Source organism: Pseudaeromonas aegiceratis (assembly GCF_046254905.1).
Lineage (GTDB): Bacteria > Pseudomonadota > Gammaproteobacteria > Enterobacterales > Aeromonadaceae > Pseudaeromonas > Pseudaeromonas aegiceratis.
Genome location: NZ_CP158016.1, coordinates 2,730,116 through 2,753,084 on the forward strand (window position 1 = coordinate 2,730,116; position 22,969 = coordinate 2,753,084).

The window sequence follows — 22,969 nt, forward strand, 5'->3', positions numbered from 1 at the left end:
TCAGGCGCCGGCCAGCTGCTCCAGCACCTGGGCCAAGGCCTCGGTCACCAGTTGGTGATCGCCCTCATCGGTCAGGCCGGAGACGGTCACCGCCCCCACCAGGCCGCTGCCGCGGATGATGAGCGGAAAGCTGCCCCCGGCGGCACAATACTGGCTGGCATCCACATGGGGCTGGGTCTCGTACACCCGGCCCTTGCTGCGGTTATACAGGGCGAGGTACTGGCTGCTGTGGCCGTGCAGCAGCACCCCATTGCGCTTGCGCCACACCCACTCCTGATTCGCCTTGGCGGTGCCGGCCAGGGCACTGGCAAACAGCACCTGACCAAAGCCATACACCTCCATGGCCACGGCGGCGCCTTGCTGCAACGCCAGCTCCCGCAACCGGCTGCCCAACTGCCAGGCCAGCTCATGGTTAAACCAGGGCAGCTGCAACGCTTGCTCCTGCGCCAACAACGCGTCCAGTGATGACTGACTCATTTCACCTCTCCATCATGCTTGATCCTGTCTGCCAGTTGGCTATCCGACTTATCTGACGCCCGGCGCCCACCCTGTGCCGGCAGGACGGTGCCGCACTGGCGGCAGAAGCGGGCATCGGCGGCGTGGCCCAGATGGCCGCAGCCGGTGCAGCGGCGCTGGTCGTTGAGCTGTTGCCCCACCACCTTGGCAGTCACCAGGCCCGAGGGCACGGCTATGATGGCGTAACCCAGCAGCATCACCAGGGACGCCAGGGCCTTGCCCAGCACGCTTTGCGGCACCAGATCGCCATAGCCTACCGTGGTCACCGTGATCACCGCCCAATACATGCCGGTGGGAATGGAGGTGAAGCCGTGCTCCGGCCCCTCGATGACGAAGATCAGGGTGCCCATCAGGCAGATGAGGGTGGAGAGGGAGAGCAGAAACACCAAGATGCGCTGCCGGCTGTGCCACAGGGTGGAGACCAGATGCCACTCGGCCCCCAAATAGCCCGCCAGGTTCAATACCTGAAAGATGCGCAGGATCCGCAGTATGCGGATGGCACTCAGGAAGATGGCCCCCGGGAACAGCAAGGAGAGGTAGCCCGGCAGCAGGGCCGCCAGATCGACGAGGCCCCAGAAACTCAGCACATAGCGGCTGGGACGCCGCACACAGGCCAGCCGCCAGCCATATTCCAGGGTGAACAGGACGGTCACCAGCCACTCCAGCCCCTGCAGGCTGCGTTCGGCCTGACCGACGATGCCGTCGAGGCTGTCCAGCATGGCCAGCACCACCCCCAGCAGTATGGTGACGATGAGGGCCACATCGAACCGCCGACCCGCCGGCGTATCGGACAAAAAGATCACCGTGTAGGCCCGCCGCTGCCAGGGTCTGAGGCCCGCCACCGGCCCCTGACGCCAATGGGTCAACATGCCCCCGCCTCCTGATCCAATCTCACCGGCAGGCGGCGTACCCCGCGCAGGCCCTGGGGCGAGATGTCACAGCCCAGGGCCCAGACCGCCACGCCGGCCGCCACCGCCTCCGCCAGCGCCGCGGCGTAGGCGGGATCTATGTGGGCCGCCGGCGCCACCGCCTGGATGCCGCTGTGCTGCACGCAAAACAGCAACACCGCCGGTTGACCGGCACGGGCCAGCCGGGTCAGCTCCCGCAGGTGCTTGACGCCCCGCACACTGGGGGCATCGGGGAAATAACCCAGCCCCTGATCCCCCAACAAGGTGACACTCTTCACCTCAATGTAGCAATCCCGACAGCCCTCACCCCGGGCCAGCAGGTCGATGCGGCTGCCCTCCTCGCCATAGGGCTGCTCCCGCAGCAGTTGGCCATAGCCCGCCAACTCGGGGAACAGGGGGCCCAGCAACACCTCCGCCACCAGGCCGTTGGCCCGGGCGGTATTGACCCCGATCCAGTGGCCGGCGTCGCTGACGCTTAGCTCCCAGGTGGCGGCATGCTTGCGCTTGGGGTTGTCGCTCAGGGAGTACCAGATCTGCCAGCCCGCCCCGGCGCAGCCGGTCATCCGCCCCGTATTGGGGCAGTGCAGGGTCAGTGTCTCCCCGTTCGGTGTCTGGGCATCGGCCAGGAAACGCTTGTAACGTTGCAACAGGGTGGCCGGTTGCAGGGGGGCGGCAAACTCCATGTCACACTCCGCGGGTAGTAAAGGGGCCCAGGCAGAGTAACTGTCCCGGCCCCCGGAAGCCAGGGGGGCCGGCCAATCGCTGGCAGGGGTGATCCGACAGTCTGGCACGACTCTTGCCAACAACATGCGACAGCGTGCACGGATCTTGCAGCCGTGCTCAGCACCCGCCATTGGCCTGTGATTGATGCAGCTTGTGTCGGCTTTTTTGGCAATTGCCTGTCAGTTGTCTTGAAATCGCTCACAATGCCGCCCACAGTCTAATGAAAGCGCGCGGGCGCTGCCCTGGCCGGCCGGTTCCCGGCAAATGCTAACAAGCCCTATAAATTGATACGGGCTATTTGCGAGGGGGATAACCTTCTGTTATAGATACCGGCCTTGAATTTGAGCAGCCAGCATATTGATGCTGGATCGTGCGGACTAGGAGTAGAGATATGCCTGTAGGCGATAACACTAAATCTCTGGGCCCCTTGGCCATCGCCGGTGTGGAGCCTTATCAGCCCCAGCCTGGCGAAGAGTACATGAATGAGCAGCAGAAGGCGCATTTTCGCAAGATCCTGGAAGCCTGGCGTAATCAACTGCGTGAAGAAGTGGATCGCACCGTCGATCATATGAAGGACGAGGCGGCCAACTTCCCGGATCCGGTTGACCGTGCCGCCCAGGAAGAAGAGTTTGCCCTGGAGCTGCGTGCCCGGGATCGCGAGCGCAAGCTGATCAAGAAGATTGCCAAGACGCTGCAAAAGCTCGAAGACGACGACTTCGGTTACTGCGAACAGTGCGGTATCGAGATTGGTATCCGCCGTCTGGAAGCCCGTCCCACCGCCGAGATGTGCGTGGACTGCAAGACCCTGGCGGAAATCAAGGAAAAGCAGATGGCGGGCTAAGCCACTGCCCGACCCGCAACAGGGAGCCAACAGGCTCCCTGTTTTATTTGTATCCCAGACACGCTGAGGTGTCGCCGGCAAAACTGCCTTGGCCCGCCCGTCAGGCTGTGTCATCCTTGTCGCCGGTTTTCCCCCACACCCGTCACCATGTCCAGTTCCAACACCGCCTATATCGGTCGTTTCGCCCCCTCCCCGTCCGGCCCCCTGCACTTTGGCTCCCTGCTCGCCGCCCTGGGCAGCTACCTGATGGCCCGCAGCCAGGGTGGCCAGTGGCGGGTGCGCATGGAGGATCTGGACCCGCCGCGGGAGATGCCCGGTGCCGCCGATCTCATACTGCGGACCCTGGAAGCCTACGGCCTGGACTGGGATGGCGAGGTGATCTACCAGAGCCGCCGCCATGACCGCTATCAGGCGGTGCTGGATGCGCTGCACGCCCGCGGCCTCACCTACTTCTGCCACTGTACCCGCGCCCAGATCCAGGCCGCCGGTGGCCTCTATCCCGGCACCTGCCGCCGCGCCGGCCTGGGGCCGCAGGGCGCCGCGGTGCGGCTGTGGCAAGAACACCCAGTGTATGCGTTTGAGGATGCCCTGCACGGCGAGATCCGGGTGGATGAAGCGCTGGCGGCGGAGGACTTCATCCTTAAGCGACGGGATGGCCTGTTTGCCTATAACCTGGCGGTGGTGATCGATGACGCCGACAGCGGCATCACCCAGGTGGTGCGCGGCGCGGATCTCATCGAGCCCACGGTGCGCCAGATCAGCCTCTACCAGGCCCTGGGCCGGCCGGTCCCCGACTGGCTGCATCTGCCCCTGGCCCTGGGGGCACCGGGCATGAAGCTCTCCAAGCAGAACCATGCCCCCGCCCTGCCGTTGGACACTCCCGGCCCGCAAATCTGGCAGGCACTGACGTTTTTAGGGCAATGTCCGCCAGAGGAGCTGAAACACCAGCATAAACCGCTACTGGCCTGGGCGATTGACCATTGGCGGCTGGACCGCGTGCCCCGCCGGCAGGGGATCCTGTGGGAAAACCGCGAAATCCGGTGATGGATTTCGCAATTGTGTTGCTGTGCGCTATCATAGCGCCGCTATTTTCATCGGCCTGACTCCACGAGGTGTACCATTTTTTCCCAGATCGCGAATTTGTGCCGCAAGGTGCTGGCCCGCAACGAGGCCAGCGGCCGCCAGGCGGACCCTGCCACCGAGCCCAGCCGCGGCACTCGCCGGATCTTGAGCCGTGACCAGCACTCCATCTCCCGCAAGCAGATCAGCGACAACGCCCTCAAGGTGCTCTACCGCCTGAACAAGGCCGGCTATGACGCCTACCTGGTGGGCGGCGGCGTGCGGGATCTGCTGCTGGGCAAGACGCCCAAAGACTTCGACGTGGCCACCAACGCCACGCCGGAGCAGATCAAGAAGCTGTTCTCCAACTGCCGGCTCATCGGACGGCGCTTCCGCCTGGCCCACGTGGTGTTTGGCCGGGACGTCATCGAGGTGGCCACCTTCCGCGGTCATCACCATCAGGTGAACACCAGCAAGCAGATCGCCAGCCAGTCTGACGAAGGCATGCTGCTGCGGGACAATGTCTACGGCACCATAGAAGAAGATGCGGAACGGCGGGACTTCACCGTCAACTCCCTCTACTACAGCATCAAGGACTTCAGCCTGCATGACTTCCATGGCGGGCTCGAGGATCTGGAGCGGGGCGTGCTGGAACTCATCGGCGATCCCGAGACCCGCTACCGGGAGGATCCGGTGCGCATGCTGCGGGCCATCCGCTTCGCCGGCAAGCTGGGACTCAAGCTCAGCGACCGCACCGCGGCGCCCATCGCCGAGTTGGCGCCCCTGCTGCAGGACATCCCCGCCGCCCGGCTGTTTGACGAGAGCCTCAAGCTGTTCCAGGCGGGCCACGGCCTGCCCACCTACCAGCTGCTGCGCCAGTACGGCCTGTTCGCCCCCCTGTTTCCCCAGGTGGCCGAGCTGCTGACCCCGGCGGGCAACAGCCCGTTCGAGCGCTTCCTGGAGTCGGCCCTGACCAACACGGATCAGCGGGTGGCCCAGGATCTGCCGGTGACCCCGGCCTTCCTCTACTCGGCCCTGCTGTGGGGCGTGGTGGAGCAGCGCCATCGCCAGCTGAGCAACGAAAGCGGCCTGCCGCCCCAGGATACCCTGCAGATCGCCATCAACGACGCCATCGAGCACCAGATCCGCACCCTGGCCATCCCCCGCCGCTTCACCAGCGACATCCGGGAGATCTGGCTGTTGCAGGAACGCCTGCCGAAGAAGAGCGGCAAGCGGGCCGATCGCCTGTATACCCATCCCAAGTTCCGCGCCGCCTTCGACTTCCTGGAGCTGCGCAGCCGGGTAGACGGTCGCCTGAAGGAACTGGTCTCCTGGTGGCAGGCCTATCAGGAGCAACACGGCGCCCCACCGCGCAATGCCCACTATGACAGTCAGGACGGCGAAGCCCAGAGCGCCGATGACGCCGGCCGACCGGCACGTCGCAAGCCCCGTCGCCGTCGTCGCCGGCCGGCCGGAGGCGGTCAGTAACATGACCCGCGTGTTCGTGGCCCTGGGGGCCAACCTGGCCGATCCCGTCGGCCAGCTGGAGCGGGCGGTGGCGGCGCTGAGCCAGCTACCCGACACCCTGCTGGTGGCCTGCTCCCGCTTCTATCGCTCGGCCCCCATGGGGCCGGCGGATCAGCCCGACTACGTCAACGGGGTGGCCGAGCTGGCCACCCACCTGGCGCCCCACGATCTGCTGGACGCCCTGCAGGCCATCGAACTGAGCCAGGGCCGTGAGCGCAAGGACGAGCGCTGGGGCCCCCGCACCCTGGATCTGGATATCCTGCTTTATGGGCACTGGGTGCTGGACGATGAGCGTCTCACCCTGCCCCATTACGGCATGAAGCAACGGGCCTTCGTGCTGGTTCCATTGAGTGAGCTGGCTGCCGACCTGGTGCTGCCCGATGGCAGCGCCCTGGCAGACTGGGTAGCCACTTGTGATCGGCGCGACCTGCACGCCCTGTCGCTGCCACTCCACTGTTCGAGGTAAGACCATGAGTAAGATCGGTATCAACCAACTGCTGAAGATGAAGCAGGAGGGCATCAAGTTCGCCTCCATCACCGCCTACGACGCCACCTTCGCCAAGCTGTTTGACGACGAGGGCATGCCGGTCATCCTGATCGGTGACAGCCTGGGCATGGTGATGCAGGGCCACAGCGATACCCTGCCGGTGACCATAGACGACATGGTTTACCACACCCGCTGCGTGCGCCGCGGCACCAGCAAAGCTCTGGTGATCGCCGATCTGCCCTTCATGACCTATGCCGATACCCAGAGCGCCTGTGCCAATGCCGCCAAGCTGATGGCCGCCGGCGCCAGCATGGTCAAGATCGAAGGCGGCGACTGGCTGTGCGATACCGTGCGCCACCTGAACCGCAACGGCGTCCCGGTGTGTGCCCACCTGGGGCTGACGCCGCAGTCCGTCCATGTGTTTGGCGGCTTCCGCATTCAGGGCCGGGATGAACAGCAGGCCGAGGAGATCTATCACCACGCCCTGGCCCTGCAGGCCGCCGGCGCCCAGCTGGTGGTGCTGGAATGTGTGCCCGCCGCCCTGGCCGAACGCATCACCAAGGCGCTGCGTATTCCGGTGATCGGCATAGGCGCTGGCAATGCCACCGATGGCCAGGTGCTGGTCATGCACGACGCCTTCGGCGTCACCTCCGGCTACACCCCCAAGTTCACCAAGAATTTCCTGGCCGAGACCGGGGATGTCCGTGCCGCCGTGCGTCAGTACATGGCGCAGGTGGCCGACGGCAGCTTCCCCGGCCCCGAACAGACCTTCAACTAAGCCTTAACCGTTTTCGTATCAACCACGTCTCCTGCGCCCCGCCCTCACGGGCGGGCAACGCGAAGCGTACCAAGGAGAAGTCCATGCACGTCGCCAACGACATTGCATCCTTGCGCCAAGCCATCCAATCTTTTCGCCTGGCCGGCGATCGCATCGCCTTCGTGCCCACCATGGGCAACCTGCATGAGGGGCACCTGACCCTGGTGCGTGAGGCCCGCCGCCACGCCGACCGGGTGGTGGTGAGCATCTTCGTCAACCCGCTGCAGTTCGACCGTGCCGAGGATCTGGCCACCTATCCCCGCACCCTGGAGGCCGACTGCCAGCTGCTGCAAGGCGAAGGGGTGGATCTGGTGTTCACCCCCAGCCCGGAGATCATGTATCCCAAGGGGCTGGCCGCCCAGACCTTCGTCGAGGTGCCCGGGCTGTCCGACCTGCTGGAGGGCGCCCTGCGCCCGGGCCACTTCCGTGGCGTGGCCACCGTCGTCACCAAGCTGTTCAACCTGGTGCAACCCGATGTGGCCTGTTTCGGTCAGAAGGATTACCAGCAACTGGCCATGCTCCGCCAGATGGTGGCGGACCTGGCCCTGCCCATCGAGCTCATCGGCGTGCCGACGGTGCGGGCCGCCGACGGCCTGGCCCTCTCCTCCCGCAACAACCGCCTGACCCCGACCGAGCGCGAGGTCGCCCCCACCCTGGCCAAGGTGATGGGCTGGATCGCCAGCCAGATCGAGCAGGGCGAACGGGACTGGACCGCCCTGCAACAGCAGGCCAGCCTGCAGCTGACCGCCGCCGGCTTCAAGCCCGACGCCATCGATCTGGTGGACGCCACCAGCCTGCAAGCGCCCGGCGAGCAGAGCCAATCCCTGGTGATCCTGCTGGCCGCCTACCTGGGGACGGTGCGGCTCATCGACAACCAGGTGGTGAATTTGCGCCCCTAGGGCAGATGGTTTATAGTCCCGCCGCCGGATTTAGCCCCGGCCGGGACGTGAAGAGGAATAGCAATGCAACGAATCATGCTCAGAGGCAAACTGCATCAGGCACGGGTGACCCACTCGGTGCTCAACTACGAAGGCTCCTGCGGGATCGATCTCGATCTGCTGGACGCCGCCGGCATCCTCGAGAATGAACAGATCGACATCTACAACGTCGAAACCGGTGATCGTTTCCACACCTATGCCATCGCCGGTGAGCGGGGCTCCAAGATGATCTCCCTGAACGGCGCCGCCGCCCGCAAGGCCGCCGTGGGTGACCGCGTCATCATCTGTGCCTACGGCCTGTTTGATGAAGGCGAGCTGGCCGGCCACAAGCCGCGCCTGGTCTACCTGGATGCGCAGAACAACATAGCCCGCACCGGTAAGGACATCCCGGTTCAGCTGACCTGAGTCAGGACAGCAGGAACGACGAGGCGGCCCAGGGCCGCCTCATTGTTTTTCGTCGCCCCGCAACAGGCCCTGCGGGTTGTGACCCGGGGTGGGGCTGGCTAGAATAATGGGCTCCCCGGGGCCACCCGGACAAAAAACGAGCAGATGGCGTGAACAATCCAATCAAGCTTATCGTGGGGCTGGGCAACCCGGGTCCCGAATACAGCCAGACCCGGCACAACGCCGGCGCCTGGTATGTGACCGAGCTGGCCCACCGCCACGGTGGCAGCCTGCGGGAAGAGGCCAAGTATTACGGCCTCACCGGCCGCATCCAGCTGCTGGGCAAGGAGGTGCGGCTGCTGATCCCCACCACCTTCATGAACCTGAGCGGCAAGTCGGTGGCGGCCCTGGCGGGTTTCTTTCAGATCCCGCCCGAGGCGATCCTGGTGGCCCATGACGAGCTGGATCTGCCCCCCGGCGTCGCCCGCTTCAAGCAAGGCGGTGGCCATGGCGGCCATAACGGCCTCAAGGACATCATCAGCAAGCTGGGCAACAACAAGGAATTTCACCGCCTGCGGCTGGGCATAGGCCACCCGGGCGACAGAAACAAGGTGGTGGGCTTTGTGCTCAACAAGGCGCCCCAGAGCGAACAACAGCTCATCGATGCCGCCATCGACGAGGCGGTGCGCTGCACCGACCTGCTGTTCGAACAAGACATGATCAAGGCCATGAATCGGTTGCATACCTTCAAGGCCGGCAGCTAACACTCTCTTTAAAGGACAACACAATGGGTTTCAAATGCGGCATAGTCGGCCTGCCTAACGTCGGCAAGTCCACCCTGTTCAACGCCCTCACTCAGGCGGGTATCGAAGCGGCCAACTTCCCCTTCTGCACCATTGAGCCCAACACTGGCGTGGTGCCCATGCCGGATCCGCGCCTGGATGCCCTGGCCGAGATCATCAAGCCCCAGCGCGTGGTGCCCACCACCATGGAGTTTGTCGACATCGCCGGCCTGGTGAAGGGTGCCTCCAAGGGCGAAGGGCTGGGCAACCAGTTCCTCACCAACATCCGTGAGACCGACGCCATCGGCCACGTGGTGCGCTGCTTCGAGAACGAGAACATCGTCCACGTCGCCGGCGGCGTGAACCCGGCCGAAGACATCGAGACCATCAACACCGAGCTGGCCCTGGCCGACCTGGATACCTGCGAGCGGGCCATCCAGCGGGTACAGAAGAAGGCCAAGGGCGGTGACAAGGACGCCAAGCTGGAACTGGCCGTGCTGGAGAAGTGCCTGCCGGTACTGGAAGAGGCCAAGATGCTGCGCACCCTGGAGCTGTCCGCCGAAGAGAAGGCCGCCATCCGCTACCTGAGCTTCCTGACCCTGAAGCCCACCATGTACATCGCCAACGTCAACGAAGACGGCTTCGAGAACAACCCCTACCTGGATCAGGTGCGGGCCATCGCCGCCGCCGAAGGCTCAGTGGTGGTGCCGGTGTGCGCCGCCATCGAGGCCGATCTGGCGGAGATGGACGAGGACGACCGCGCCGTCTTCATGGAGGAGATGGGCCTGACCGAGCCGGGTCTGAACCGGGTGATCCGCGCCGGCTACAGCCTGCTGAACCTGCAGACCTACTTCACCGCCGGGGTGAAGGAAGTGCGGGCCTGGACCATTCCGGTGGGCGCCACCGCCCCCCAGGCGGCCGGCAAGATCCACACCGACTTCGAGAAGGGCTTCATCCGCGCCCAGACCATCGCCTATGATGACTTCATCAGCTACAAGGGTGAGCAAGGCGCCAAGGAAGCCGGCAAGATGCGCGCCGAAGGCAAGGACTACATCGTCAAGGATGGCGACGTGATGAACTTCCTGTTCAACGTCTGATCTTGTCCCTGATGGAAAAACGCCGCGCCTGTCGCGGCGTTTTGTTTTTCGGGATTACAGGGACCTGGACACAGCCTAGACTCAATGGAGCCAGTTCATGGCCGGGTCGGGGTGATTTCGGTTTTTATACATTTATGGTTATATAAAAACCATTGTTCAATAACTAAATTTATAAAGGTGTAAATATATCGCAACTTTTAACTAACAAGGTTTGCAAGCCGGCAACACCCCCCTAGAATACCGACGCAAAATTCCACGCCTGTCTGATGGGGTTGTTAGATGACTAAAAAATGGATGAGATGGCTACTGCCATCGCTGGCCGTGCTGCTAAGCGGCTGCGACATGGCACTCATGGATCCGAAAGGTGCCGTCGGCCTGGAGCAGCGCAGCCTGATCCTGACCGCCACCGGCCTGATGCTGATCGTGGTGATCCCGGTCTTCATCATGACCGTCTGGTTTGCCTGGCGCTATCGCGCCGCCAACAAGCAAGCCACCTATGCGCCCAAGTGGGCCCACTCCAACAAGATTGAGCTGGTGGTGTGGCTCGTTCCCTGCATCATCATACTGATCCTGGGCACCATCACCTGGCGCACCAGCCACAGCCTGGATCCCCACAAGCCGCTGGCCTCCGACAAGCCCGCGCTGCAGATCGATGTGGTGGCCCTGGACTGGAAATGGCTGTTCATCTATCCCGCACAGGGCATAGCCACGGTGAACGAGATCGCCATTCCGGTGGATGTGCCGGTGCATTTTCGCATCACCTCCGCCACCGTGATGAACTCCTTCTTCATTCCCCGCCTGGGCAGCCAGGTCTACGCCATGGCCGGGATGAACAACGATCTCTATCTGGTGGCCAACGAAGCCGGTACCTACAAGGGCATCGCCGCCAATTACAGCGGTCACGGCTTCTCCGGCATGAAGTTCGCCACCCATGCGGTGTCCGACGCTGACTTTGCCGCCTGGGTGGACAAGGTCAAGCAGGCGCCGGGCCACCTGGACAGCACCCAATATGCCGAGCTGGTGAAGCCGAGCCAGAACGTGCCGGTGACCTATTTCTCCTCCGCCAAGCCTGGCCTGTACGAGGAGATCATCCAGACGTTCATGGGCGAGATGCCGATGCACGAACACGAGGCCATGCCCGCCCCTCTCCAGCAGAGTGCGGCTATGGCGCAGGGCGAGGCAATGGAAGGCATGCATGATCACACCATGCACGCCGCCGCGACTTCCGGTACTGGGGAATAAACAATGCTAGGTAAATTGACTCTCGAGGCCATTCCGTATCACGAGCCCATCATCATGATCACCCTGGCGGCGGTCGGCCTCATCGGCCTGGGCCTGGTGGGGGCACTGACCTATTTCGGCAAGTGGCGCTGGCTGTGGACCGAATGGCTCACCTCCGTCGATCACAAGCGGATCGGCATCATGTACATCGTCGTGGCCCTGGTGATGCTGCTGCGCGGCTTTGCCGACGCCATCATGATGCGCCTCCAGCTGGCGCTGGCTTCCGGCGGCTCGGACGGCTTCCTGCCGCCCCACCACTACGATCAGATCTTCACCGCCCACGGCGTCATCATGATCTTCTTCATGGCCATGCCCTTCATGGTGGGTCTGATGAACATCATAGTGCCACTGCAGATCGGTGCCCGTGACGTGGCCTTCCCCTTCCTCAACAACCTGAGCTTCTGGCTGTTCGTGGTGGGCGTGGCCCTGATCAACATCTCCCTGGGGGTCGGCGAGTTCGCCCAGACCGGCTGGCTGGCCTACCCGCCCCTGTCGGGCCATCAATACAGTCCGGGGGTCGGCGTCGACTACTGGATCTGGAGTCTGCAGATCTCGGGCCTGGGCACCCTGCTCTCCGGCGTGAACTTCTTCGTCACCATCATGAAGATGCGCGCCCCGGGCATGAAGCTGATGAAGATGCCGGTGTTCACCTGGACCGCCCTGTGCTCCAACATCCTCATCATCATCGCCTTCCCCATCCTGACGGTGACCATAGCCCTGCTGACCCTGGACCGTTACCTGGGCACCCACTTCTTCACCAATGATCTGGGCGGCAACCAGATGATGTACGTCAACCTCATCTGGGCCTGGGGCCACCCCGAGGTGTACATCCTGATCCTGCCGGCCTTCGGTATCTTCTCCGAGGTGGTGGCCACCTTCTGCAAGAAGAAGCTGTTCGGCTATACCTCCCTGGTATGGGCCACCGCGGTCATCACCATACTGTCGTTCATCGTCTGGCTGCACCACTTCTTCACCATGGGTGCCGGCGCCAACGTCAACGCCTTCTTCGGTATCGCCACCATGATCATCTCCATCCCCACGGGGGTGAAGATATTCAACTGGCTGTTCACCATGTACCGGGGGCGCATCGAATACAGCACCCCCATCCTGTGGACCATCGGCTTCCTGTTCACCTTTACCCTGGGTGGCATGACAGGGGTGCTGATGTCGGTGCCGGCGGCGGACTTCGTGCTGCACAACAGCCTGTTCCTCATCGCCCACTTCCATAACACCATCATAGGTGGCGTGGTGTTCGGCTATCTGGCGGGCTTCAACTACTGGTTCCCCAAGGCCATGGGCTTCAAGCTCAACGAGAAGCTGGGGAAAACCGCCTTCTGGTTCTGGATCACCGGCTTCTTCTTCGCCTTCGTGCCCCTGTACCTGCTGGGCTTCATGGGCATGACCCGTCGGGTGAGCCAGCATATCGATCCCGAATACCACAACCTGCTGCTGGTGGCGGTGTTCGGCGCCGTGCTGATCTTCATCGGCATCCTGTGCCAGCTGCTGCAACTGGCGGTGAGCATCAAGGACAGGGCCAAGAACCGGGATCTGACCGGCGACCCCTGGGGCGGTCGTACCCTGGAGTGGGCCACCTCCTCGCCGCCCCCCTTCTACAACTTTGCCACCACGCCCCAGGTCAAGGAGCTGGATGCCTTCTGGGAGATGAAGGAGGACAAGAGCGCCTATGTGCAGCCCAAGTCCTACCAGGAAATCCACATGCCCAAGAACACCAGCGCCGGCATCTTCATCGGCCTGTTCAGCCTGATCATGGGCTTCGCCATGATCTGGTACATCTGGTGGCTGGCCATCGCCGGGTTTGTCGGCGTCATCGCCACCTGGATCATCCACTCCTTCAATGACGACGTGGACTACTACGTCCCGGTGGATGTCATCACCCAGACTGAAAACGCCCATTTTGCTCAGCTCAAGCAGGCAGGAGTCCAGCATGTCGGTTGAAACCATGACCCATTCCAGCGCCCACGAGGCGCACCAGGATCACGAGCATCATGATGCCGGCGGCAGCACAGTGTTCGGTTTCTGGATCTACCTGATGAGCGACTGCATCCTGTTCGCCTGTCTGTTTGCCACCTATGCAGTACTGACCACCGGCACCGCCGGTGGTCCCACTGGCAAAGAGATCTTCGAACTGCCCTATGTGCTGGTGGAAACCTTCTGCCTGCTCATCAGCAGCGTCACCTACGGCTTCGCCGTGCTGGCCATGAACCAGGGTAACCAGGCCGGCGTGCAGCGCTGGCTCGGCATCACCTTCCTGTTCGGTCTGGCGTTTATCGGCATGGAGATCAACGAGTTTGCCCACTTGATCCACGAAGGCTACGGCCCACAGCGCAGTGGTTTCCTGTCCGGCTTCTTCACCCTGGTAGGCACCCACGGCCTGCACGTCACCACCGGCCTCGTCTGGATGCTGGTGCTGATGATTCAGATCGCCAAGAAGGGATTGACCCCGCGGATGAACACCCGCCTGATGTGCCTGAGCCTGTTCTGGCACTTCCTGGACGTGGTCTGGATCTGTGTCTTCTCCATCGTCTATCTGCTGGGAGTCCTGTGATGAGCCACGCTAGCCACCTGACCAACGACGCCGCTCACGGCAGCGTCAAGTCCTATGTGACCGGCTTTATCCTGTCGGTCATCCTGACCCTGATCCCCTTTGCCGTGGTGATGACCGGGGATCTGGGCCACGCCGCCATCATCGCCATCATAGTGGTGACGGCCATCGCCCAGATCCTAGTCCAGCTCGTCTACTTCCTGCACATGAACACCAGTTCGGACGGCAGCTGGAACCTGCTCTCCTTCGTGTTCACCGTGCTGATCATCGCCATCGTGGTGGTGGGCTCCCTGTGGATCATGTACAACCTCAACGTCAACATGATGTTGTAAGAGCGGCGCCCATGTTCAAGCAGTACCTGCTCGTTACCAAGCCGGGGATCATCTTCGGCAACCTGGTCTCCGTCATTGGCGGGTTTTTCCTGGCGTCCAAGGGCAGCCTGGATCTGCCCCTGTTCCTGGCCACCAGCCTGGGGGTGTCGCTGGTCATCGCCTCGGGCTGTGCCATCAACAACGTCATCGACCGGGACATAGATTGCCTGATGGAACGGACCCGTAACCGGGTGCTGGTCCAGGGGCTGATCTCCCCCGCCGTGACCCTGCTCTATGCCACCGGCTTGGGGCTGGCGGGGCTGGTACTGCTCTATCTGGGCGCCAATCCCCTGGCGGCCCTGTTGGCCCTGCTGGGCTTTGTGGTGTACGTGGGGCTCTACAGCCTCTGGCTCAAGCGCACCTCCGTCTACGGCACCCTGGTGGGCAGCCTGTCGGGGGCGGCGCCGCCCGTCATCGGCTATTGCGCCGTCACCGGGCGCTTCGATGCCGCCGCGGGTATGCTGCTGTTGATCTTCAGTCTGTGGCAGATGCCCCACTCCTACGCCATCGCCATCTTCCGCTTCAAGGATTATCAACGGGCCGCCATACCTGTGCTGCCCGTCAAACACGGCATCCATGCCGCCAAACACCATATCCTGCGTTACACCCTGGCCTTTGCCCTGGCCACCCTGATGCTGACTCTGGGCGGCTATGCCGGCTATCGCTACGGTATCGTGGCGGCGATCGTCGGTGCCATCTGGGTAGCCATGGCCCTGGGCGGTTTTCGCACCCGGGATGACAGCGTGTGGGCCAAGCAGCTGTTCATCTTCTCCATCCTGGCCATCACCACCCTCAGCGTCATGATGTCCATCGACTTCGCCACGCCGGATCCGGCCCAGTTTCTGACCCTGCTGGATTGAGCATGTCTCCGTTTGCCATGAACGCCACCGAGCGCCGGGCCAGTCTCGGCCTGGGGCTGGTGTTTGCCCTGCGCCTGTTTGGCATCTTCATCGTGCTGCCGGTACTCACCACCTACGGCATGGCGCTGCAGGGCGCAAGCGAATCCCTGATTGGCCTGGCCATCGGCATCTATGGCCTGACCCAGGCCCTGCTGCAGATCCCCTTCGGCCTGCTCTCCGACAAGCTGGGGCGCAAGCCCGTGATCATAGGCGGCCTGCTGCTGTTTGCCCTGGGCAGCCTGCTGGCCGGCTGCAGCGACAGCATCTGGGGCATCATCGCCGGCCGCGCCCTGCAGGGAGCCGGCGCCATCTCCGCCGCCGTGCTGGCCCTGCTCTCGGATCTGACCCGTGAACAGCACAGAACCAAGGCCATGGCCTTCATCGGCGTCAGCTTCGGTCTGACCTTCGCCGCCGCCATGGTGCTGGGCCCCCTCATCACCCCGCACCTGGGGCTCAACGGCCTCTTCTTTGCCATCGCCGTGCTGGCGCTGCTGGCCATCCTCATCACCTGGCGCCTGGTGCCCGCCGCGCCGGCACAGCGCCGCAACCGGGAAGCCAACCTGGTCACCGCCAGCCTGGGCCGGGTACTGACGGATCCGCAGCTGATGCGGCTGAACCTCAGCATCTTCTGTCTGCACAGCCTGCTGATGGCCAGCTTTGTCGCCCTGCCGCTGATGCTGGTGGACAGCGGCGTGGCCAAGGAGCAGCAGTGGCCCATCTATCTGGTGACCCTGTTGGTATCCTTCGTCGCCATCGTTCCCTTCATTCTCTATGCCGAGAAGCGCCATCAACACAAGCGGGTACTGCTGGGAGCCATCAGCATACTGCTGCTGACCGAGCTGCTGCTGTGGCAGGCACAGGGCAGCCTGCCCCTGCTGGCGGGCATCCAGCTGTTCTTCGTGGCCTTCAACCTGCTGGAGGCCTTACTGCCGTCCCTCATCAGCAAGGAGGCCCCCGCCGGCTACAAGGGCACTGCCATGGGCGTCTACTCCACCAGCCAGTTCTTGGGCGTGGCGGTGGGCGGTGCCCTGGGGGGCCGACTGCTGGATCTGTTGGGTCCCCATGCCGTGTTTATCGGCGGCGTGCTGATCAGCCTCTTGTGGCTGTTGTTGGCCAGCGGTCTGCGGGCGCCGGCCAGCCTGCGGACCCTGCGCCTGCCCCTGCCGGCGGCACTGGATGCTCAGCAAAGCCGCGTGATCCTGGAACGCCTGCAGGCCCAACCCGGCGTGGCCGAAGTGGCCCTGGTGAGCGAAGAAGCCAGCGCCTACCTGAAAATCGATCCCCGTCAGGTGGATAGAGCACAGCTGGAAGCCTTGCTCCCCTAGCCCCCGAACCTTGGCGAGCGCACCGTGCTGTGCCCGCCTATCTCCCTCAGCTTGCTGGCCTAGCCACCCGCTTTTTAACCAGAGCGGGCAGTTTGCCGAGTTCACCACCGCAGATTTCCCGAATTGCGTCTTGTGACCTCTGTCATACGCGGTTACTATCAGCTTATTGATAACTATTTGCATTAGTATTCCAATTATGAACCGTCGTCCTCTGCTTCTGTTGTGTCTGCTTGCGTTGTGGCTGGCCTTACCGCTGCGGGCGGCGGAAACCCACTATCAGGCCTGGGTACAGGATATCCAGCAACGGCTGGATCAGGCGCTGGCCAGCTACGCCCAAGGGGATAGCCAGACGGCCCGCAAGACGGTGCAGCTGGCCTACTTCGAGGTGTTCGAGAACCTGGAAGGCCCCATCCGCATCAATCTGTCCGCCCAGCGCAGCTACGAGATGGAATCCCAGTTCACCGCCTTGCGCCAGTTGATGGGCAGCGATACGCCCCTGCCCCAGGTGCAGCAACAGGTTGCCGCCTTCAAGCAGGAGCTGACCGATGTGCTGCCTCAGCTCGAAGGGGGCCATACCCTGACGGCGCAGCAATCACACGACGGCTACGATGCCAAGGTCGCCCCCTACTGGCAGCAGCAGTTCCAGATCACCGATGACACCCTGGCCCAGGCACTGCAGCTCTATCAACAAGGGGACTTTGCCCAGGCCAGTGCCACTGTGCAGCAGGCCCAGTACCGCGGCTTCAAGAACAGCGAGCTGGAGACCCAGCTGCGCCTGAGTGTCTCGGCCAAGGCCGCGGCGGACATCAACGCCCAGTTCAGCCGCCTCATCAGCCTGGCCGGTCAACCGGATCAGCTCAATGAGCTGGCCTATCAGGTGACGACCCTGCTGCAGGATCTGGGGGATCAGCTGCCCAACCTGCCGCTGCCGGCAGATCAGCAAGCGCCAGCCGAACAACAGGCCAGTGCCGCCGCGCCCCAGCAGGACTGGGCCCAGGTGCGTCAGCAGATCGACCAGGCCGTGACCGCCGCCTTGGCGCAGTACCAGGACGGCAAGCCTGACGAGGCCATGCTGGCGGTGCAGGACGCCTATTTCGATCTGTTCGAGGCCAGCGGCATGGAGAATCGCCTGGGGGCCGCAGACAGCGCCTTCAAGGCCCAGGTGGAAGGCCATTTCACCCGCTTGGTCAGCCAGATGAAGGCCGGTCAGCCTCAGTCCGCCCTGCAGCAGACCCAAGCGGCCTTGCTGGCGGATCTGCAACTGGGGGTGGATCGCCTGCAACAGGGCAGTAGCAGTCACTGGGGCCTGTTCATCACCAGCCTGCTGATCCTGCTGCGGGAAGGGCTGGAGGCGCTGCTCATCGTCGCCGCCATCATCGCCTACCTCATCAAGAACGATCAGGCCGACAAGCTGCCGGTGATCCGCCAGTCGGTCTGGATGGCACTGCTGGCCAGCCTGGTGACCGCCGCCCTGTTCCAGTGGCTGTTTGCCGGTTCCGGCGCCAGCCGGGAGCTGCTGGAAGGCATCACCATGCTGATCGCCGTCGTAATGCTGTTTGGGATGAGCTACTGGCTGCTCTCCAAGGTGGAGGCCGCCCACTGGAAGGCCTACCTGCAGGGGCGCATCAATCACTCCCTGAACAAGGGCTCCATGTGGGGGCTCTGGCTCACCAGCTTCCTCGCCGTCTACCGGGAAGGCGCCGAAACCGTGCTCTTCTATTACGCCCTGCTGGCGGAGGCCAAGGAGCCCGTGGCGGTGTCGGCCGTGCTGGTGGGCATGCTGGTGGGCGCCGTGGCCCTGGGCATCCTCTACCTGCTGATGCGCTACAGCGTGGTGCGCCTGCCCTTGAAGCCCTTCTTCATCTTCACCGGCGGCTTCATGTACCTGATGGCCTTCGTGTTCGCCGGCAAAGGGGTGCTGGAACTCATCGAAGGCAAGCTGTTCCAGCCCAGCCTGTTGCCCGGGGTGCCGGAGCTGAGCTGGCTGGGCATCTATCCCTACGCCGAGACCCTGCTGCCCCAGGCCATCCTGCTGCTGGCCGCCCTGTTCGCCCTCTGGCGCCTCAAGCAGCCTAAGGCCCTGGTGGCCGCCTGATTTTTGACTCACACACTGACATAAGGAAATTGCTCATGAACAACCGCGCCCTCCTCGCCCTGCTGTGCACCGGCATCCTGACCGCCCCGGCGGCCATGGCCTTCGAAGAACATCCGGCCGGTGAGCCTGTGACCCTGAACAGCATGGAGCTGGCCGCCGTCTACCTGCAGCCCATCGACATGGAACCCCGTGGCATGGGGCTGCCTGCCGCCCAGGCCGACATTCACCTGGAAGCCGATATCCATGCGGTGGAAGGCAACCCCAACGGCTTCGGCGCCGGTGAGTGGATCCCCTATCTGACCATCAATTACACCCTGACCAACAAGGACACCGGCAAGACCCAGACCGGCACCTTCATGCCCATGGTGGCCGGGGATGGCCCCCACTATGGCGCCAACATCAAGATGATGGGGGTGGGTAACTATCAGGTAACCTACCGCATCGAGCCGCCGTCAAAGGCCGGTCTGCACCGCCATACCGACGCCGAGACCGGTGTCGGCCGCTGGTGGAAGCCGTTTGAAGTCAGCTACGACTTCAAGTACGCCGGCCTGTAAGACCGAGATAGGCTGACCAGCACCCATGAGCTACTTCTTCTTTGCTGTCTTGTTGGTCGGCCTGTACCCGGCCCTCTGGCTGGCCCTGACGCCAGCCCCACGTCTGCCGGCCCGCCTTGGGCCGGCCTTGTTGCTGGGCCTGCTGGCCGGGGGTCTGCTGGGTAGCCAGTTGCCGGCCGGACAATGGCCGCTGCTGGCCCTGCACCTGACGGGGCTCATGCTGCCCCTGCTCTATCTGTTGCTGCAGTGGCGCGCCCCCGGGCGCGGCCTGCTGCCCTTTGCCCTGCTGCTGGCCGCCCTGGCCGGCCTGTGGTTTGTGCGGGATCCCCGCATCCAGAATTTCACCGCCACCGCCGTGGTCAACTCCAGTTTGCTGCTGAATCTGGGCGCCCTGCTGGGCGGCCTGCTCATCACAGGCCTGCTGGCCTGGTGTGCCCGCGCCCTGGTGACGGCCCTGCCAGGCCTGCGCTGGCCGCTGCTGGGACTCTTGCTGGCCGGCTACCTGCTGCCCCTTTCCGGTGCCTTGCTGCTTAGCCTCATCAAGCTGCAGATCCTGCCCATGCAGGGCAGCCTGCTGAGCTACATCGCCAAGAGCATGGATCTGAGCGAACGACTGCCCTACTGGGCCTTGTTGCTGCTGGCCGCCCTGGCCCTGGCCGCCTTGCGGCTGTGGTGGTGGCCCCGTCGTCAGGCCCTGGGCCTCAGCGCCCCGGGCAACGACAGACGCAAGGCCCTGGCCGCCAGCCGTCAGGCCCGCCGCTGGTGTGTCGGCCTGCTGGTCCTGCTGCCCATGGCCCTGCTGCCCGCCCTCTACTGGCACCTGGTGGCCTCCCAGCCGCCGGGTCTCTCCGCCGCCCAGCCGGTAGCGCTAAATGCCCAGGATGAGGTGCGCATCCCGGTGAGCCAGGTGCGGGATGGCAACCTGCATCGCTTCGCCTGGGTCAACGACGAAGGCAAGGTGATCCGTTTCTTCGTCATCAACCGTTATCCGGATCAACTCAAGCTGGGGGTGGTGTTCGACGCCTGCCTGTTGTGCGGCGATCAGGGCTATGTGCAGGAAGGCAACCAGGTGATCTGCGTCGCCTGCGGCGTGCATATCTTCATTCCCTCCATTGGCAAGGCCGGTGGCTGTAACCCCGTGCCCATCGAAGGCTGGCGCCTGGAGGGAGAAGGCGCAACCGAGGCCCTGGTGCTGCCGGCCAGCGTACTGCAGCCGGGCGCCACCCTGTTCAGTGCCGTGGTGGCCCGCCAGGTGACGGATCCCGTCAGCGGCGAGACCCTCTCCAACCTGGACGCCCCCCACCGCACCACAGTGGGGGATCACACCTACTTCTTCACCCAGCAGGCGCACCTGGATGCCTTCGAGGCAGATCCGGCCGCTTACCTCAAACAGGAGGCGCCCTGATGCTCGGTCGTCTAATCCTGCAATCCTGGCGCCGGCAACACAGACGGCGTCTGCTGGCGGTCATCACCATCTTTCTGGCGGCCACCCTGGTCTCGGCCCTGCTGGCGGTGTCATTGGATATCGGCGACAAGATGGCCCGGGAGCTCAAGAGCTACGGCGCCAACATACTGATCGAGCCGGCCAGCCGTAGCCTGCTGCCCCAGCTGCTGGGGGAGTCGGTCACCGTCAGCCTGGCCAACCAGGACGCCCTGGATGAACGGGAGCTGCCCAACATCAAGGACATCTTCTGGCGCAACAACATCATGGGCTTCGCCCCCGAGCTGGACGGCGAGCTGATCTGGCAAGGCCAGCGGCTGCCGGTGCTGGGCACCTTCTTCGACCAGCCCATCGCCGTGCCGGACGAGCCGGACTACCACACGGGTCAGCGCAGCATCAGCCCCTATTGGCAGGTGCAGGGCGCCTGGCCGCAGGATGCCCAGCCCCAGCTGCTGGTGGGCCAGGCCCTGGCCAGCCGGCTGCACTGGCAGGTCGGTGAACAGCTGACCCTGGCCGGCCCCGCCGGCAGTCACGCCTTCACCCTGGTGGGGCTGCTGCACAGCGGCGGCAAGGAGGATGAACAGCTGCTGCTGCCCCTGGCCTTCGCCCAGCAGCTGCTGGGCCGCCCCCAACAGGTGGATCGGGTGCGGGTCTCCGCCCTGACGGTGCCGGAGAACAGCCTGTCCCGCAAGGCGCGGGAGGACATGGACGCCCTGAGTGCCGAAGAGTATGACCTCTGGTACTGCACCGCCTACGTCTCCTCCATCGCCCATCAGCTGGAAGACGCCCTGTCCGGCAGCGCCGTGCGGCCCATCTGGCAGGTGGCCGCCTCCGAAGGCGTGGTGATCCAGAAGATCCAGCTGCTGCTGGCGGTGGTGACCCTGGTGGCCCTGCTGGCCGCCGCCATGGGCATCGCCTCCCTGATGACCAGCAACCTGCTGGAGCGGGCCAAGGAGATCGGCCTGATGAAGGCCCTGGGCGCCGAGCTATGGCAGATTGGCCTGCTGTTTTATGCCGAGGCGGCCCTGAGCGGCCTGTTGGGCGGCCTGCTGGGCTGTCTGGCGGGCAGCGGCTGCGCCTGGCTCATCGGCCAGAGCCTGTTCGGCACCCCCCTCGCCTTCAACCTCCTCGTCGTGCCCGTGGTGGTGCTGCTCTCCATGGTCATCGCCCTGCTGGGCACCTGGTTCCCGGCGCGGCAGATCGCCCGCCTCTATCCGGTGGAGGTGCTGCATGGCCGCTAGCCATCCCCTGTTCTGGCGCCTGGTCAGCCGCGCCCTCTGGACCCGGCGCTCCCGCATGCTGGTGATGTTCCTGGCCCTCTGGGTGGGGGCCGTGATCATCTGTGCCTTGGGGGCCATCTACCTGGATATAGACGCCAAGATGAGCCGGGAGCTGCGTACCTTCGGCGCCAACCTCTACGTGGGTCCCCAAGCCGGTCGGGTACTGGATGAACCCAGCTGGCAGGCCCTGAATCAGGCTCTTCCCCCCGCCAGCCGGCTGGCGGCCGGCGGCTTTGTCTACGGCATGGCCCGGCTGCAGCAGGAGTCCGTGATGCTGATGGGCGCCAACCTGGAGTCCATGGCGGATCTGGCCCCCTACTGGCAGATCCAGGGGGAACGGCTGGCGGTAAGCTTTGATGAGCGCCACGCCATGCTGGGCAAGAAGCTGGCTCAGCGGCTGGAGCTCAAGCCCGGGGATACCGTCACCCTGGTGAAGGGCAACCAGCGCCAGGATCTGGTGATCAAGGGCATCGTCGAGTCCGGCGACAGCACCGACTACTACCTGATCGTCAACCTGGCCCTGGCCCAGCGCTGGCTGGACAGTCCCCATCGCCTGAGCCACGGCCTGCTGAGCCTGGATAACCAGCAAGGCCAGGTGGAATCCATCGCCGCCCGGTTGCAGCAGCAGTTCCCGGCACTGGCGGTGCGGCCCATCCGCAAGGTGTCCGCCAACGAGGGGGCCGTGCTGTTCAAGATCCAGGGGCTGATGGGCCTCATCTGCGTGGTGATACTGCTGCTCTCCACCCTGTGCGTGAACACCACCCTGATGGCCCTCATCGGCGAACGGGCCAGGGAGTTCGCCCTGCAAAAGGCCCTGGGGGCCAGCCGTCAGGCGATACTGCGCCAGATCCTGGCCGAGACCCTGCTGGTGGCAGCGGTGGCGGCCCTGGCCGGCCTGCTGGGCGGTGCCCTGCTGGCACAGCTGCTGGGCCAGACGGTGTTTTCATCCAACATAGGCCTGCGCTGGCCCGTGCTGCCCCTGACCCTGGGCATCAGCCTGCTGGTGGCCGCCCTGGCCACCGTGATGCCGGTGCGGCGCGCCCTGGCCCTGGAACCCGCCCGGGTCCTCAAAGGAGAATAA

The 22,969-nt window shown here is 64.1% G+C and carries 23 protein-coding genes; 20 read left to right on the top strand and 3 right to left on the bottom strand.

What is annotated here, in order from left to right:
* Genes ABHF91_RS12835 through sfsA form a run of 3 tightly spaced genes read right to left on the bottom strand, consistent with a single transcriptional unit; the run spans position 1 to position 2,107 of the window.
* Positions 1 to 477 (bottom strand): heme-degrading domain-containing protein, encoded by a 477-nt coding sequence (locus ABHF91_RS12835; RefSeq protein ID WP_409420667.1) that lies wholly within the window; start codon positions 475 to 477, stop codon positions 1 to 3.
* Positions 474 to 1,385: an ion transporter gene (locus tag ABHF91_RS12840; protein WP_409420668.1), complete on the bottom strand. Its 912-nt coding sequence runs from the start codon at positions 1,383 to 1,385 to the stop codon at positions 474 to 476. Before ABHF91_RS12840 ends, ABHF91_RS12835 begins: the two co-directional genes overlap by 4 nt.
* Entirely contained in the window at positions 1,379 to 2,107 is a 729-nt protein-coding gene (gene sfsA, locus ABHF91_RS12845; RefSeq protein WP_409420669.1) for a DNA/RNA nuclease SfsA, read from the bottom strand. Before sfsA ends, ABHF91_RS12840 begins: the two co-directional genes overlap by 7 nt.
* Positions 2,108 to 2,538: 431 nt before the next feature.
* Here sfsA and dksA point away from each other — a divergent pair, with 431 nt between their 5' ends.
* The 20 genes from dksA to ABHF91_RS12945 all read left to right on the top strand — a co-directional run bounded on the left by dksA (position 2,539) and on the right by ABHF91_RS12945 (position 22,969).
* Positions 2,539 to 2,988, top strand: a complete 450-nt coding sequence (gene dksA, locus ABHF91_RS12850; RefSeq protein WP_409420670.1) for an RNA polymerase-binding protein DksA — start codon at positions 2,539 to 2,541, stop codon at positions 2,986 to 2,988.
* 147 nt (positions 2,989 to 3,135) lie between these two features.
* A complete protein-coding gene (gluQRS, locus tag ABHF91_RS12855) occupies positions 3,136 to 4,032 on the top strand; it encodes a tRNA glutamyl-Q(34) synthetase GluQRS (RefSeq protein ID WP_409420671.1) in 897 nt (298 codons plus the stop codon).
* A gap of 96 nt (positions 4,033 to 4,128) precedes the next feature.
* Complete coding sequence (pcnB, locus tag ABHF91_RS12860; protein ID WP_409420672.1) at positions 4,129 to 5,535, top strand: polynucleotide adenylyltransferase PcnB; 1,407 nt, start codon at positions 4,129 to 4,131, stop codon at positions 5,533 to 5,535.
* Between the two features lies 1 nt (position 5,536).
* Complete coding sequence (gene folK / locus ABHF91_RS12865) at positions 5,537 to 6,040, top strand: 2-amino-4-hydroxy-6-hydroxymethyldihydropteridine diphosphokinase (protein WP_409420673.1); 504 nt, start codon at positions 5,537 to 5,539, stop codon at positions 6,038 to 6,040.
* 4 nt (positions 6,041 to 6,044) lie between these two features.
* Positions 6,045 to 6,839 carry a 3-methyl-2-oxobutanoate hydroxymethyltransferase gene (gene panB / locus ABHF91_RS12870; protein WP_409420674.1) on the top strand — a complete coding sequence of 265 codons (795 nt, stop codon included), beginning with the start codon at positions 6,045 to 6,047 and terminating at the stop codon, positions 6,837 to 6,839.
* Between the two features lie 83 nt (positions 6,840 to 6,922).
* Entirely contained in the window at positions 6,923 to 7,777 is an 855-nt protein-coding gene (gene panC / locus ABHF91_RS12875; RefSeq protein ID WP_409420675.1) for a pantoate--beta-alanine ligase, read from the top strand.
* A 63-nt stretch (positions 7,778 to 7,840) separates the two neighbouring features.
* Positions 7,841 to 8,221, top strand: coding sequence for an aspartate 1-decarboxylase (gene panD / locus ABHF91_RS12880; RefSeq protein WP_409420676.1), 381 nt, complete (start codon positions 7,841 to 7,843; stop codon positions 8,219 to 8,221).
* Positions 8,222 to 8,370: 149 nt separating this feature from the next.
* Entirely contained in the window at positions 8,371 to 8,964 is a 594-nt protein-coding gene (gene pth / locus ABHF91_RS12885) for an aminoacyl-tRNA hydrolase (protein ID WP_409420677.1), read from the top strand.
* Between the two features lie 23 nt (positions 8,965 to 8,987).
* Positions 8,988 to 10,079 carry a redox-regulated ATPase YchF gene (ychF, locus tag ABHF91_RS12890; RefSeq protein WP_409420678.1) on the top strand — a complete coding sequence of 364 codons (1,092 nt, stop codon included), beginning with the start codon at positions 8,988 to 8,990 and terminating at the stop codon, positions 10,077 to 10,079.
* 294 nt (positions 10,080 to 10,373) lie between these two features.
* Positions 10,374 to 11,321, top strand: a complete 948-nt coding sequence (gene cyoA, locus ABHF91_RS12895; protein WP_409420679.1) for a ubiquinol oxidase subunit II — start codon at positions 10,374 to 10,376, stop codon at positions 11,319 to 11,321.
* 3 nt (positions 11,322 to 11,324) lie between these two features.
* Complete coding sequence (gene cyoB / locus ABHF91_RS12900) at positions 11,325 to 13,316, top strand: cytochrome o ubiquinol oxidase subunit I (RefSeq protein ID WP_409420680.1); 1,992 nt, start codon at positions 11,325 to 11,327, stop codon at positions 13,314 to 13,316.
* A complete protein-coding gene (locus ABHF91_RS12905) occupies positions 13,306 to 13,926 on the top strand; it encodes a cytochrome o ubiquinol oxidase subunit III (RefSeq protein WP_409420681.1) in 621 nt (206 codons plus the stop codon). The genes cyoB and ABHF91_RS12905 overlap by 11 nt, the downstream gene beginning before the upstream one ends.
* Complete coding sequence (locus ABHF91_RS12910) at positions 13,926 to 14,255, top strand: cytochrome o ubiquinol oxidase subunit IV (protein WP_409420682.1); 330 nt, start codon at positions 13,926 to 13,928, stop codon at positions 14,253 to 14,255. The genes ABHF91_RS12905 and ABHF91_RS12910 overlap by 1 nt, the downstream gene beginning before the upstream one ends.
* 11 nt (positions 14,256 to 14,266) lie before the next feature.
* Positions 14,267 to 15,154, top strand: a complete 888-nt coding sequence (cyoE, locus tag ABHF91_RS12915; RefSeq protein ID WP_409420683.1) for a heme o synthase — start codon at positions 14,267 to 14,269, stop codon at positions 15,152 to 15,154.
* A 2-nt stretch (positions 15,155 to 15,156) separates the two neighbouring features.
* Complete coding sequence (locus tag ABHF91_RS12920; RefSeq protein WP_409420684.1) at positions 15,157 to 16,518, top strand: MFS transporter; 1,362 nt, start codon at positions 15,157 to 15,159, stop codon at positions 16,516 to 16,518.
* Between the two features lie 196 nt (positions 16,519 to 16,714).
* Complete coding sequence (locus ABHF91_RS12925) at positions 16,715 to 18,613, top strand: FTR1 family protein (protein ID WP_409420685.1); 1,899 nt, start codon at positions 16,715 to 16,717, stop codon at positions 18,611 to 18,613.
* A 35-nt stretch (positions 18,614 to 18,648) separates the two neighbouring features.
* Positions 18,649 to 19,167 (top strand): iron transporter, encoded by a 519-nt coding sequence (locus ABHF91_RS12930; RefSeq protein ID WP_409420686.1) that lies wholly within the window; start codon positions 18,649 to 18,651, stop codon positions 19,165 to 19,167.
* Between the two features lie 25 nt (positions 19,168 to 19,192).
* The gene (locus ABHF91_RS12935) at positions 19,193 to 20,572 is read left to right on the top strand and encodes a Fe-S-containing protein (RefSeq protein ID WP_409420687.1); all 1,380 of its coding nucleotides are present in this window, start codon (positions 19,193 to 19,195) and stop codon (positions 20,570 to 20,572) included.
* Complete coding sequence (locus ABHF91_RS12940) at positions 20,572 to 21,849, top strand: ABC transporter permease (protein ID WP_409420688.1); 1,278 nt, start codon at positions 20,572 to 20,574, stop codon at positions 21,847 to 21,849. The genes ABHF91_RS12935 and ABHF91_RS12940 overlap by 1 nt, the downstream gene beginning before the upstream one ends.
* Positions 21,839 to 22,969 (top strand): ABC transporter permease, encoded by a 1,131-nt coding sequence (locus tag ABHF91_RS12945; protein ID WP_409420689.1) that lies wholly within the window; start codon positions 21,839 to 21,841, stop codon positions 22,967 to 22,969. The genes ABHF91_RS12940 and ABHF91_RS12945 overlap by 11 nt, the downstream gene beginning before the upstream one ends.